The organism is Wenzhouxiangella psychrophila (assembly GCF_042310375.1).
Classification (GTDB): domain Bacteria; phylum Pseudomonadota; class Gammaproteobacteria; order Xanthomonadales; family Wenzhouxiangellaceae; genus Wenzhouxiangella.
The window spans coordinates 428779-442097 of sequence record NZ_JBHJMQ010000002.1 but is presented as its reverse complement, the minus strand read 5'-3'; the positions used below and the strand labels follow the sequence as shown (position 1 = coordinate 442097).

The following is a 13319-nucleotide window of genomic DNA, read 5'->3' as shown; positions in this document are numbered from 1 at the left end:
CAGCTCCTTGAGCCTTTTTTCATCCACTACTGCGTCCATTGATAAACTCCTGATTTACAGTACATCAATGGGCAGTTACACAAATCTCAGGACAGTCCCGCTCAGCCAGGTCACTGACGCGTTCTTCCGCGACTTTATCGATTTCTGGAAAGGGGAATGGATCAAAGCACGTGGAATTTGTCCAAGTGGGGCGATCCTCCAAAGTCCCTCCAGCAGCAAGTGCCCATGCGGCATGAACCCTTGAGGACAATACGCCAAGCACATGACCGTCCTGTACCGCGATGGCAAACAAAGCGCCATCCCAAATTTGATTCGAATCCAGGAACGAAAAGAACCGATGCTTGCTTGTAGATAAGGTAACAATATATTTAGGGATACCTAATATGGCTCGTCTTATCACGGGCCGCTCCCAGGCGAATCGCCACCAGATTTCTCTGATCGACTTTCGTTTGTTCTGATCCCTTAGGGGCTTTACGCGGTCAATGACGCGTTGAAATGCGTCAGGATTAGAACTGAGTGCTTGTTCTTCCGTCAGATCGAAGAAGTCAATTATCAGCTCGCCTTCATAGTCACCATTCAAAATTCCGCGTGCATTTACGATTCGACTGATTGACTTATCTGACGGCCAAGAATTCACCAATTCTGGCGTAACATAGAAGCCTTTACCGACAACCTTTACACCTTGGCCACAAAGGTCTTGATTCGCGCGGAGCGCTGTCGAGGCTGAGATATTGGCCCCTGCCTTCAGACCGGAATGGACATGCCCGCTCTGCGCTCTAAACTCAATTTGCTTTCCTTCGTCAGATGACGAAGATTCTTTCACGATTTGCGCAGAAATCCCCGTTTGAGGTCCCATGGCAGCCACGGTCATAGAAATCCTGACAGCGGCTCCGTCGCTAGAATCCACCCATGGGTGATCTGGCACTGCAAAGACGAGTGACAATGGAGGAGTAGTTTCTAAGTGCTTGATGACAACTCGTCGATTAAACGCTTGTTTGATGCTGTTCGTTGTGATTAGGCCAAACCTCTTTAAAGCGCCGCCTCTCACTGATTTAGCTGCGTGGTGCCACCAGTACATAACAAAATCAGAGGATTCTGGCACTGCATCTTTCCAGGCTTCACGTAAGGCGTCCACGTATCCTCCGCCGAGGGCGATTCGCATCCGCTTGTTACCAATGAAAGGCGGATTCCCCACCACATAATCCGCCTCCGGCCACTCCGCCTTCTTCGGATTGATATAAACCTCTTCCGGCACCTGGGCGGATTCGTCGGGGATATCCTCTCCGGTGGTCGGGCTCTTTTTGTAGGTTTTGCCGTCCCAGCGCATGACGGGGCGGCCATCCTCATTCATCTTGTATTCCCAGCGGTCGTAGGCCAGGACGGCGTCGCGGCATTCGATGTTCTCGAAGGCTCTCAGGACGGGCTGGGGCGGATTGACATGACCGTGGGTGCGGAAGTGCCATTGGAGGTAGCCGATCCACAGCACCATTTCGGCGATGGCGGCGGCTCGGGGGTTGATTTCGATGCCAAGGAACTGGTGCGGGTCGACGGTGTTGCCCTGCATTTCGAGCAGGTTCTGGCCTTCGCCCAGGTCGGCCAGGGTGCCGAGGATTTCGCCTTCCAGGCGCTTCATGTGCTCGAGGGTGACGTACAGGAAGTTGCCGCTGCCACACGCGGGGTCGAGGATGCGGATTTCGCACAGCTTGCGGTGGAAGTCGCGGATTTCGTTGACGGCCTTGTCGTGCTTGCCTTGCGCTTCCAGGGCGGCCGCGGCGGCCTGGACGTCTTTCCATTCGTCTCTGAGCGGGTCGATGACGGTGGGCATGACCAGGCGCTCGACGTAGGCCCTGGGCGTGTAGTGGGCGCCGAGCTTATGGCGTTCTTCGGGGTCGAGCGCGCGTTCGAGCAGGGTGCCGAAAATGGCCGGTTCGACCTGGCTCCAGTCGTGTTTGGCGGCGTCGATCAGGAGCTGGATCTGGTCGGCGTCGAGGGCGATCGGGTTGATGTCGACGAACAGGCTGCCGTTGAAGCGCAGGATTTCACTGTTGAGCACGCCGCTGTAGCCGCCGGTGTTCATCGTATCCCACAGGTTCTGAACAGCGCTGGCGAAGTGCTCGGGCGTTTTCTTGAGTTTCTGGAGTAGGGCGGTGAACTCTCCGGTGGGCAGCAGGCCGACGTCCTCGCAGAACATGGTGAACAGGCAGCGCTTGATGAAGTGGGCCACACGTTCGACCTTGTAGCCGTCCTTCTCCAGCGTGCGAGCCAGCCTGGCCAAGGTGTCGCTGATCTCGCGGGTGACGCGCGCGGCGTACTTGGACGGGTCCAGGCTGTCGGGGTCGGTCCAGATCTTCTTGAGCCGCTCGCGGACTTTTTCCTCGCGCAGGTCCTCGAGGTGGATGCGATGCTTGCGCGGGTCCGGGAAGGGCACGTAGGTCGCGCCGGAGCGGGTGAACTCGGAATAGACCTCGATGGTCTTGCCCACGTCGCAGGTCAGCAGGAAGGGCGGTCGGCCTTCCTCGGCGGGCAGGGCGCGGATGTAGGTGTCGGCCTGGGCGGCGGCGCGCAGCATGGCCTTGTCCCAGCGGCTGGACTCGTGCTTTTCGCTGACCTGCTTGGCCTCGAGCACGAAGTGGCCGCGGCGGTAGAGATCGATATAGCCGCGCGTGGTGGAGCCGTCGGGGTGATTGATGTCGACCCGACGTTCGAACACGTAGCCGTTCCTGGTCGGCTCGGGCCCGGCCGGTTCCGGGCCGGGCAGGTCGAGCAACTGGCACAGCTCGGTCAGGAAGAGCTGGTAGTTGGCGCGTTCCTTGCCGCCGGTGTCTTGCCAGCGGTCGATGAAGGCTTCGACGGCTTCGGGTGTGTGCTTGTCGGTGGCGTCGTTCATGCGTGGTGATGCCAATTCCCCTCAGTGCTGGGGCAAAGACTACCAGCATCGTGGTGGGCGGGGGAATGGCAGGTTGTCGTCCCGGCCTCTGAGCCGGGACCTCGCACGTTGGGGGTCTGCACGGGTTCGGGGCCGTGCCCGCCGATGTGTGCGAGGTCCCGGAAAATCGCGTTGCGATTTCCGGGACGACAGAGGGGGCGATTTTCCGAACGACGGTGGGCCGGAGAAGTGGAGGGCGCTAGGACGTGTCGTCCCGGCCGCGACTCAGCCCTTAGAACCCTTGCTGGCTTCTTCCAGGAGTCGGCGCTGGCGCTCCGATGCGCGCTTAAGCACCTGTTCATAAACCTTTTTCTTCTCGCGCGCAGACGCGTTCCGAATAAAATCAGAGAAACGGCTGGGGGACGCAGATTTACGCTTGAGCGTTAGCATTGCAGTTAGTCTAACCTGAGTTCAAAAGTCTCTGCAGGGACGCCCGATCACGGGCGGCGCAGCTACCCCTTGGTACCGTGTTGAAAGCCTACCAGCATTGGGTCGCTGGGGATATGGGTCGGAACGTTTGTCGAGGCCACATCCGGCGCGTAGAATGTGTATAGATGAAATATTGATACACATGAGGCGAATATGAGAACCAACATCGTCATCGATGACCAGCTGATGGCCGACGCCATGAAGGCAACCGGCTGCAAGACCAAAAAGGAAGCCGTCGAGGAGGCGCTCAGATTGCTGGTACGACGGAGCGAGCAGCAGGAAATCCGGAAGTTGCGCGGGCATGTCCGCTGGGAAGGCGACCTCGAGGAAATGCGGGGCGGCAAATGATACTGGTCGATACCAGCGTGTGGATCGACTACCTCAACGGCGTCGAGAATTCGCACACCGACCGACGCGCTCGATTCCAGCATCGTGGACGGATTCGTGGCCATGGGCGACCTGATCTTTCTGGAGATTCTCCAGGGAATTCGCGATGACCGGGAATACGAGCTTACGCGTCGTAGCCTGGAGACCCTGGATCACTACCAGCTTTTTGGCACGTCGATGGTCGAAAAGTGTGCGGAGAATTTCCGTGCGCTGCGCAAGCGGGGCGTCACCATCCGTAAGACCGCGGATGTGATCATCGCGACGTTCTGCATCGAGCATCGGATGCCGCTGCTGTTCACGGACCGGGATTTCGTGCCGTTTGTGGAGCATCTGGGGCTGCGCCAGGCCCAACTGGGTGTGTAGCGGGGTGCCTTTTACTGGCTCTCTGCGCTCAACCAATAGTTCGCATAATGTATATTATGTAAAGTTACGGGTGTACAGGCCGATCAGGGCAATTCTGGGGCGTGTGAACTAGAACCTGTTTTTATTACGTTTATTTACAGTGTTTTACGAATTTTTCTTAAAGCTTTTTCAAGGTTTGTACAGCACCTGGTCAATCTGCTGCCTTTGGGAGACTGATTCAGGTCAAGATGCCGGGAGACGCGCTGTGTAACGCTTGGTATGGATTTACCACTGAGGAGATTGGCATGAGTCAGGAAAGAAGTCAGGAAAGAAATCTCGTGGTCGCGCTCGATGGATCCGAGCCGGCCTTTGACGCGCTGGACGAGGCGAGCGGCCTGGCCGAGGCCATGGGACGCGAATTGTCGGCCTTGTATGTTTTTCCGCATCACCGCGGCATCTCGGCCACACCCTCGGGGCTCGACGAACAGACCTCCAAGGAGAATCTCGATCGCATGAAGGAAGATGAGGCGAAGCAGATTTTCGGCGAGGCCGAGTCTCGTCTGGGCAAGCCCTTCGCTCACAGGTATGTGCTTTCGGGCGATCCGGCCGAGGAAATCATCGCTTTCATGGAAGACAACCCGGGCACCCACCTGGTCATGGGGCGCCGCGGGCTGTCGAAGATCAAGGCGCTGTTGATGGGCAGCGTCAGCAACAAGGTGGCCGCACACGCGCCCGGCCTGGTGACCGTCGTATAGCGCGATCCCTCAGCGGCGACGCAGCTCCACGATCACGTGGTGCGCGTCGCCGTCATCCACGAACGGAATCCGGTTGCCCTGGACCGTACTACCGTCGTACTCGATGATGATTTCGGCCTGGCCTCGCCCTGAAACCTGCCTGTATTCAATAACATAGGGTGACGCGCCGGCCTTGAGTGTTACCCGGCAGCGATTCCAGGCGGGCGGCAGGCAGGGTTCTATGGCCAGCTGATCGCCAAGTCGCCGCAGCCCGAATACGGCCTCCACGGCGCCTCGCCAGGCCCACGCCGCCGCGCCCGTGTACCAGCTCCACCCTCCCCGGCCGCGATTGTCACCCTGGCTGTAGATATCGCCTGACAGAACGTAAGGCTCCAGGCGGTAGTGCCGGCAATCGGCCTCGGTCGAACTGCGCTTGACGGGATCGAGAATTCCCAGCAGCCGTTCGACCTGGTCCGGCCAGTCCAGGCGTGCCGCCGCCCACAGCGCCCAGGTTGCCGCGTGCGTGTACTGCGCCCCGTTTTCGCGAATGCCCGGCGGATAGCCGCGAATATAGCCCGGGTCGTGCTGTATACGGTTGAACGGTGGCCTCAACAGCAGGATCAGGCGGCTGTCGTCGTCCACCAATTGTTCGAGCGCGGAGGTCATTGCCGTGCCGGCGCGTTCGGGTGGTTGCTCGGGGCCCAGCACCGACCAGGCCTGTGCGATCAGGTCGATGCGGCATTCCTCGTTGTCTTCCGAGCCCAGCGGCATGCCGTCGTCGAACCAGGCTCGCAGGTACCACTGTCCGTCCCAGGCGTGTGATTCCACTCGGCCGACGAGCTGTTCGGCCAGCCGCCGGTACTGCGCCGTGGTTTCGTTCTCGCCACGGGACTCGCAAATCGGCGCGAAGTCCCGGAGTACGCGCACCAGGAACCAGGCCAGCCAAACGCTTTCGCCGCGCCCAGTAGTGCTGACACGATTGAAACCGTCGTTCCAGTCGCCGCTGCCGATGACCGGGAGGCCGTGCGGACCGACGATGGTGGCGCGGTCGATCGCCCGGCAACAATGCTCGTAGAGGCTGGCCGTGCGCTCGCTCTGGCCGAACTCGGCATAGCGTTCGGCTTCGCCCGCCGCCAGTGGCGGCCCGTCCAGCCACGCCACCTGCTGGTCCAGAACGCCCTTATCGCCGGTGGAAGCGACATAGTGAGCGGTCACCAGGGGCAGCCACAGCAAGTCGTCCGAACAGCGCGTCCTCACGCCCCGAAGCGGCGACTCGTGCCACCAGTGCAAGACGTCGCCATCGGTGAACTGGCGCGACGCCGCGCGCAACAGATGTGCCCTGACCTCCTCCGGCGCCAGCCAGGTCATTGCCATGACGTCCTGGAGCTGGTCGCGGAAACCGAAACCACCGCTGGACTGGTAGTAGCCGGTCCGCCCCCAGAGCCTCGAGGTGATGGCCTGGTAAGGCAACCAGTGGTTATAGAGCAGGTTGAAGCTCTCGTCGGGTGTTTCCATTTCGACGCCTGACAGCAGTTGCTGCCAGCGCCGGCGACTGTCGCGGGCGCTCCTGGCTGCGCGCTCGGGCGAGGCAAAACGCTCGGCCAGGGCCTGGGCCTCCTGGCGCGTCTTGCCGTGCCCGATCACGAAGTGAACGCAGCGTTCCTCGCCGGGCGGGATGTCCAGATGAACCTGCAGCACGGCGCAGGGGTCGCCGCCGGCGGCCAGTGAACCGCTCAATCCGATTCGCCACAACGCTGCCGGCCGATCCAGGCTACCGCCCTGCCCCAGGAATTCGCGCCGGTCGGTGGTGAAGCCGTGCAGCGGCAGGTCGCTGGCGACGAAGGCGTGACCGGATCCGGCGAACCGGTCGTAGGGATTGTTCGCGAGCAGCGCCCGGCGTTCCAGGTCGAGATCGCAGTCGAGGTAAAGCGCGGTATCGCCGCGCCGATTGCCCAGAACCCATTCCAGGTAGCAGGTCGCCGTCACGCGTCGCGTCCAGTCGCAGCGATTGGTCAGGCTGAGGCGGCAGATCTTGACGGGGTCGACGGCGTCGACATGCACGTCCAGTACCTGTTGCAGGCCGCTGTCGTGGCGAATGAACCGGGTGTAACCGAGGCCATGCCGAACCTGGCAGGCACCCGGGCCGGGAACGGGGCCCGGCGTGGGGGTCCAGACGCGCCCGGTTTCCTCGTCGCGCAGGTAGATGGCCTCGCCGGACGAATCGAGCACCGGGTCGTCGGGCCAGGCCGTCAGCCGGTATTCGCTGCTGTTACCCGCCCAGGTAAAGCTGCTGCCCGATTCGCTCACCAAGGTGCCGAATTCGGGGTTGGACAACACGTTGCACCAGGGCGCCGGCGTGTGCGCTCCCGGTTCGAGGTGTATGACATATTCGCGACCGTCGGGGCTGAAACCGCCGATACCGTTGTCGGCGAGAAGATCTTTCGGTCGCGCCAGGGTCGGGAGCACCGGGTCGGCGTCCTGCTCGCTTCGAGAAGGCACCAGCGGTGGCAGGCGCGCCATCGAGGAAGCCTGTAACTGTGCATTGAGATCCGTCTGGTCGAGATCCAGCACCACGCTGGCGGCAGCCAGCAGGGCACGGCGCTGGTCGGCGGAAAGCTCGCGACCCGGGATCACCGTGACCTGGCCGGCGAGCACCCGCTGGGTGCGCGAACGCACGGATTCGACCAGGCCCTGAAGCCGATCCCGCCCGATCTGTTCGTAGCCACCGGACATTTCGTCGATCAGCAGGAGATCCGATCGAAGCTGGCGCCCGGAAACCAGGGTGTGCGCCCGCACCAGGCGTTCGATGAGTTCGAGGTTGCCGCGATCTCTCACCAGGCCGACGATGATCGGCCAATCACCCGAAATGCCGCGCGACCACAGCAAGGACTGCAGTGCCTCGCCGGTCCGCTCGCCCGCTCGGCGCCACTCCGGCTGCGGCTCGAGCATGGCCGACATCAACTGCATGGCGAACTGGACCTCCCCCGGCGGCATCTGAAGGTGATGCAATTCGAGCGCGGTCTGCATGCGGGCCTGTTCGAACAGCCAGTTGATGCGGCTCAGGGAGCGATAGTGATCCAGTGCGCCCAGAAGCTCCTCGCGCGAGCGTGCCACGGCGCTCAGTACGCCGAGCTCGAGACGGCCATAGGGTTCGATCGTAACCTCCAGCGCCAGGGTGCTGGACGGATTGATCACCGCGCCGGTCGTGCCGCTCAGGCCTTCGAGGCCGGCTGAGAGCCCGGCCGGGTTTCGCAGACTGCCGCCGCGGCCCAGAAAGCGGGCCCGATCGGTCTCCCAGGCAAAATCGGAGGCCGCGCCGGGCGACGAGACGAGCACGTGGCCGACGTATAGAGACATCTCTTCGTCGCTTCGGGGGCGTCGGCGAAAGATCAGGGTCCGGTCGCCGGGCAGGCATTCGCTTTCAACGAACAGCCGCGCGAACGCAGGGTGGCGCTCGAAGTCGCGCGCCGGCGCCATGGCCAGCTCGGCGAAGCTCGCGACAACCAGCCGCCTGGGCGACCCCGACTCGTTGCTGATCACCAGCCGGCGTACTTCGACGTCGTGCTGGCCGGCAATGCCGATATCGAGCCGGCACAGGAGCGCGTGGCGTCGGCAGCGGAACTCGACCCGGTGAGGCGCCTGTATGACCTGGCGGTCGCCGCCCTCCTCCGGTGAGGCCGGATCGGCGGCCATCGAGAACAGTCGATTCTCGTCGGGTTCGGCAATGTAGAGCCGGGGTCCGTGCCGGTTGGTGGTGACGTCGGGCTGCCACCGATCGACGGCGATCCCCTGCCACCAGCTCCCGCCGCCACCGTGGGCGTTGATGATCGTACTGAAGTTGCCGTTCGACAGCAGGCAATAGCGCGCCGATGTGGTAGCCCGCGGCTCCACCGGCCATTCCACCGGGCTGGCCGCGACGGCCAGCGTCTGTTCGGACTCCAGGCGCTTGCGGATGGCCAGGTCGGGGCTGGTTCGCGGCAGGCGCTCGTGCAGTAGCATCGAGACGCCCGCCACGTGCCGGTCGGCCATGAAGCGGCGAGCCATGATGTCGTGATTCAGGTAGTTGTCGATGGCCGCGAGGATCATGCCCTGGTGGTGGCTCATCCAGGCCCTGACGACACGCCCTCGGCGAGCCTTGTCGCTGGCGCTCCGGCCGAAGTCGACCGCCTCGTAACAACCGAAAAGTCCGATGGCATGCAGATCGGAGAACTTGTGCAGGTTTTCGATCACCGCCGCCGGGCGGTACGGCAGGGCCATGATGCTGGCATACGGCGACACCACCAGTCGTTCTCCCAGGTCGCGGCGCAACCCCAGGCCGGGAACGCCGAAACTGCGATAAGCGTAATGACGCTGTTCGTCGAGCTGGTAGTAGGCGGACTCCGAAACGCCCCAGGGGATGTCGTCGTGCACTTCGGCGAAGTCGCGGTGAAGGTCGATGGCGTTGATGCTGGCCGTCTCCAACAGGCCCGTGACCGGTGTCGGGCAATAGAGCCGGGGCATGAGGTATTCGAACAGGGTTGCACCCCAGGACATCAGGATTCGGCGCCCGCCGAAACGCCGGAAGGGCCGGCCCAGATGCAGCCAGTGGCGCATCGGTACCTGGCCGCGCGAGATCGCGAACAGGCTGGTCAGGCGGGCCTCCGAGGCGAGCAGGTCGTAGCAGCCCGAGTCGAGCACCGCGTTGTCGGCGTCGAATCCGATGCGGAACTGGTGCCGCTCGGCGTCGTAGAGAAAGCCGAAGTCCATTTCTTCGGTCCAGCGTTCAGCCAGACGGGCGAGTTCCAGGCAATCTTCTACGAGTTTGTCGTTGGCCTCCCGGGCTTGCTCGAGTCGCCGCTCGATCTGTTCTTCTTGTGCCGGGGGCAACCCGGCCCCTTCGGCCCGGGCGGCATTCATCAACCGCCTTGCCCGCCGGCTCTGGTCTGCGTGGGCTTCCGGGCGCCATCCATTTTCGAGCAGGTCGGCCAGGCGCGCGAGCGACTCGCTGCCGGCCTCATCGGCACGGTCTCTCAACGCGGAAAGCTCGGGCAGCCAGGGCTGTAGCGCCTCGATGGCGCGCCGGGCCTGGCGAACCTGCCCGACCAGCTGTGTCAGCCAGACCCGCAGTTCCGAAATGAGATCGGCGCTGACATCCAGGCTCCGATCCTCGGCCAGGTCGACGATGGCATCGGCCAGCTCGTCGAGCTGCCGTTCGTGCCACTTGTCGAGTAGCTGGCGACACTCGGCGGGGTTGGCCGCCAGCGCCTTGCGATACTGCGCATCGATCCGCTCGAGCCACTTCGATAGCGCCTGCTGTCGAGGAGCCTGCCCGACCAGGGGGCGCGCCGTACGCTTGATCAGATCGAGCGTGTCGGCCAGGCCGCGGGCCAGTCGCGTCAGTTTCAGGGGGCTGCTTCGAAGTTCGTCGAGCGAGCGCGCCAGGGTCACCAGGGCGACGGCCAGGTTGCCGCTGTCGACCGTCGATATGTAAGCCGGCGGCAAGCGCTGGAGATCGTCGATCTCGTACCAGTTGAACCAGTGGCCCCGGTAACGCTCGAGCTGGGCCATTCCTTCCATGCTGTTGTGAAGCCAGGCGGTCAGCGTGAGCGGGTCGATCCAGCCGAAGTCATGGGCCGCCACCGCCGCGTTGAGCGCCATGCCCATATTGGTCGGCGACGTCCGCGCCGCCAGGACGACCTTCGGATCGTCCTGGTAATTGTCGGGTGGCAACCAGTGCGTATCCGGGCCGACGAAGCGATCGAAAAACAGCCAGGTTCGCCGCGCGATGCGGCGCAGCATCCGCTCGGCTTTGGGGTCCGGACGGAATGCCTTGCGACGGCGCTGGCGCTCGGCGAGCCTGACGATCTCGGGTGCGGCCAGCCAGGCGACGGCGACCGGCCCGGCCAGCAGCAGCAAGCCGGGCTGAATGGAAGCCACGCCCGCCAGCACCAGGGCGCCGAGTGCCGGACAGGGCCATAGTTCGCGCCACAGATTCTGACGAGCCTGACCGAGGCTGCGGTGGACGTGCGCCGCCGTGGTCCATTCCAGCAAGTGGCGATGCGTCAGGAACAGCCGGATCAAGGTCCGCGCGGTTGCATCGGCAATCACCAGGCTCTGGTACGGCAGCAGGACCAGCGTCAGCAGCCAGTGCCGGGCCTGCAGCCGCAGGCCATGCATGGCCGGCCGAAGTCGCATGACCGCCGAGCGGGGTGCGGCCAGCAAGTGGCTGGTCGACCCCAGCAGTTCGCTGAGCAGGCCGGCGGCCGGAAGCAGCAGAAAGACCAGCGACCAGAGCAGGTCGCTGCCGGGGAGGATGCCGCTGAAGCCGATCAGGATCAACAGCAATGTGACCGGCGGCTGCAGGCTGCGGCGCAGGTTGTCGAGGATCATCCAGCGATGGACGAGCGAGAGGCGATTGCGATGCCGTTCGCCCTCGGCGCCCCGAACGCGGCGGCCCAGCCAGGGCAAGAGCTGCCAGTCGCCGCGAACCCAGCGATGCTGCCGGCGTGTCCAGGCGATCACGCTGGGCGGAAACTGCTCCATCAGCACGATGTCGGTAGCCAGGCCGGCGCGGGCGAAGATGCCCTCGAGCAGGTCGTGGCTGAGCAGGCTGTTGTCGGGGATGCGGCCTTCGAGCGTTGCCTCCATGGCGCGCCAGTCGTAAATCCCCTTGCCAGCGAAGATGCCTTCGCCGAAAAGATCCTGGTAGACGTCCGAGCTGGCGTGGGTGTAGAGATCGACGGTGGTGTCGCCCGAAAAGGCGCGGGTGAAGGCGTTGTTACGCGTGGTGTCGGGATCGATCTCGACGCGCGGCTGGATGATGCCGTAGCCGGCCTCGAGAGAGCGGCCATCGGCGCCGTAGACAGCCCGGCTGAGCGGATGCGCCAGCGTGCCGACGAGTCGCCTGGCCGCACCCGGAGGCAGGCGCGTATCGGCATCGAGCGTTATCACGTAACGCACATCGTCGAGCCGGCCGGGCTGTCCGAAACTTTCGGTAAAGCCCGAATCCTCACGCCCGGCGAGCAGCCGGTTGAAGGCCATGAGCTTGCCGCGCTTGCGCTCCCGGCCCATCCAGCAGCCCTCGCGCTCGTTGTACTCACGTGAGCGGCACAGGAACAGGAATTGCCCCCCGGGATACCGGGCGGTCATGCGTTCGATCTGCTGCCGGCCCCTTCGAAGGATGGACCGGTCGGAATCCAGCGATTGCTCGTCGGCATCATGCAGGTCGCCCAGCACCACCCAGACCAATTGCGGGTCGTCGTTGGCCAGGAAGTTGATTTCCAGGCGATCGAACACGTGATCGACATCCTCGGTACCGGCGAAGATGACCGGCATCGCGACCGCACTGCGGCAGTTGGACGGAATGCCCGCGTCGAAATCCAGGCGCGCCAGTGTCCGCGGCGGCACCAGCCGGGTCAGCAGCCCATTGAGCAGCGTCACCGCCAGGCCCAGGGCCGGGACCAGCAGCAGTGCAAGCAGCGCGAACATCAACCCGGTCGATGCCTGGTGGTACGCCAGGTAGGCGGCCGGTAGCGCCAGGGCCACTCCCGCCAGCACGAACAACAGCAGGAAGTACACCGGGCCCGGCCGTCGCCAGGCCAGATCGAGAAGACGCCTGCGCGGGCGCGGGCGATAACCGATTTCCCGTTCGGTCCTCGGCCTGCCGCCGCCCACCAGCCAGTAACCGACGTGTCGGTGGCGGGTGCTCTCGGGCGCGGCCCCTGCCAGGGCGTTGCAGCGATTGGCCACGGCCGCCTCGTCGCAGCGGCTGCCGCGGGCCAGTTCCTCGACCACGCGCCGGTAACGGTCACGGGACTCGAAATCCATCCGGGCATAGGCCTCGTCGGGGTCGTCGCGCAGAGCGCGTTCAACCACGCTCAGGCGCTCGAAGCTCAGCCGCCAATCGTGTCCCGTCAGCGTCCTCAGGCTCACCACGCCACTGGCGATGCGTTCGACCAGGCCATTCTCCTCGTCGTGACCGTCCCGCAGTCGCGCGAGCAGTGCCTGGCCGGCATCGATCAGGCGTTCGGTCTCCGCCAGGATCACGAACGCCGGCAGGGCCCAGAGTTCACCGATGCTCAATGCCCGTCCGGCCTGGTAGTCGTCGACGGTATGCTCGACCCAGACCGGATCGACCGGCTGACCGCCCTGCTCCACCAGGATTCCCGCCAGAACCGCCACGGCCGGTGTGATCGCAGCACCCTCGACTTCGACATGCGGCAGGCTGTGCACATAGGCTTTCGGCAGGTCGCGCCCGACCCCCGCCAGTGCGTCCTCGATGACGTGCCGGTTGTCGAGTAACCATTCTTCACCGCGCGAGGCATACTGGCGGCCGGCCAGCTGTGATTCGAGGTGCTTGTAGAGCCGGGTGAGCCTCTTGCGCTGGCGATCCAGGCGCCGGCGAAACGTCCGGCCGTTACCCGTTTGCGCACGCGGGCGTCGCGCCAGCGATTGCAACGCAAGTTGTAGCGACTGGGGGTTCGTCTCCGGACTGCCGGTCGGCTGGGCGCTCGGCACGGCCT

Annotated in this window: 5 protein-coding genes; 3 read left to right on the top strand and 2 right to left on the bottom strand. The window is 63.8% G+C overall.

Features of this window, described 5'->3' with window-relative positions; all coding sequences use genetic code 11:
* Positions 1–64: 64 nt before the first annotated feature.
* Positions 65–2887, bottom strand: a complete 2823-nt coding sequence (locus ACDC66_RS04620; protein ID WP_376695499.1) for a class I SAM-dependent DNA methyltransferase — start codon at positions 2885–2887, stop codon at positions 65–67.
* Positions 2888–3508: 621 nt separating this feature from the next.
* Here ACDC66_RS04620 and ACDC66_RS04615 point away from each other — a divergent pair.
* The 3 genes from ACDC66_RS04615 to ACDC66_RS04605 all read left to right on the top strand — a co-directional run bounded on the left by ACDC66_RS04615 (position 3509) and on the right by ACDC66_RS04605 (position 4839).
* Positions 3509–3703, top strand: coding sequence for a type II toxin-antitoxin system VapB family antitoxin (locus ACDC66_RS04615; RefSeq protein WP_376695498.1), 195 nt, complete (start codon positions 3509–3511; stop codon positions 3701–3703).
* Positions 3704–3805: 102 nt separating this feature from the next.
* Positions 3806–4105, top strand: a complete 300-nt coding sequence (gene vapC, locus ACDC66_RS04610; RefSeq protein WP_376695497.1) for a type II toxin-antitoxin system VapC family toxin — start codon at positions 3806–3808, stop codon at positions 4103–4105.
* Between the two features lie 284 nt (positions 4106–4389).
* Complete coding sequence (locus ACDC66_RS04605; protein WP_376695496.1) at positions 4390–4839, top strand: universal stress protein; 450 nt, start codon at positions 4390–4392, stop codon at positions 4837–4839.
* A 9-nt stretch (positions 4840–4848) separates the two neighbouring features.
* Here the strand turns inward: ACDC66_RS04605 and ACDC66_RS04600 are convergent, their stop codons facing one another.
* A complete protein-coding gene (locus ACDC66_RS04600; protein ID WP_376695495.1) occupies positions 4849–13314 on the bottom strand; it encodes a GH36-type glycosyl hydrolase domain-containing protein in 8466 nt (2821 codons plus the stop codon).
* Between the last annotated feature and the right edge of the window lie 5 nt (positions 13315–13319).